General features: G+C 62.3%; 1 pseudogene. It reads right to left on the bottom strand.

What is annotated here, in order from left to right:
* Positions 1 to 772, bottom strand: a pseudogene (locus DC363_RS16600) (IS256 family transposase); the annotation flags it as partial.
* Positions 773 to 857: the final 85 nt, after the last annotated feature.

Here is an 857-nt window from a genome sequence, read left to right as displayed (position 1 = left end):
GGCGATGATCAGGCGGGTGCCGCGCAGGCCGCGATCGGCGAGAGAGCGCAGAAACTCGTCCCAGAAGACCTCGGCTTCACTGGGCTGGACAGCGATACCCAGAACCTCGCGGCGTCCATCCAGGTTGACTGCGACCGCCACTATGGCCGCGACGCTGACAATCCGACCGCCGCGACGCACTTTGATGTAAGTCGCGTCAAGCCAGAGATAGGGCCAGTCGCCTTCCAGCGGACGGCCCAGGAACGCATCGACGCGCTCATCAATCTCGCCGCAAAGTCGCGAGACCTGGCTCTTCGACACGCCGTTCGACGGGGAAATGATCCACTGGATCATTTCCTGGTCCGCCTCACTGCCCATCGCCTTAACCAGATCATCCACGGAGCGCGTCGACAGGCCTTGAACATAGGCCTCTTGAATGACAGCCGTCATGGCCTTCTCCGCCGCCCGGCGGGGCTCAAGGAACTCGGGCAGGTAGCTGCCCTTGCGCAGCTTCGGGATTTTCACGTCGACCCGTCCCGCGCGGGTCTCCCAAGCTCGGGACCGGTATCCCCTCTCGGCAGCATGCTGCGCATGCGCCTACCGGGCAACGGTTGCGATGGTTCATGCGATCGCTGCTTCGCTCGTGCGCACTGGCACCGCAGAGCTGGTCGACATCCAGCACCATGAGGCAGTCGGCGAAGAACCCGAGCATCTCGGCAAGCAGGTTGCTGTCAGATGTCTCTGACAAAAGCGCACGCAACGCGGCAGTATCTGATAGACTATTCTTGGTCATGGTCGTTCTCCTCGGTCAAAGTTAGGTCCGCAAACCAAACCTTAGCCGAAGAACAACCATGGCCGCCAAGCGGCCCGCACGGGCC

Origin of the sequence: Thalassorhabdomicrobium marinisediminis, assembly GCF_003072065.1 — a bacterium.
Lineage (GTDB): Bacteria > Pseudomonadota > Alphaproteobacteria > Rhodobacterales > Rhodobacteraceae > Octadecabacter > Octadecabacter marinisediminis.
Note: the sequence above shows the minus strand (reverse complement) of the source record. Positions and strands in the feature narration are given on the sequence as shown.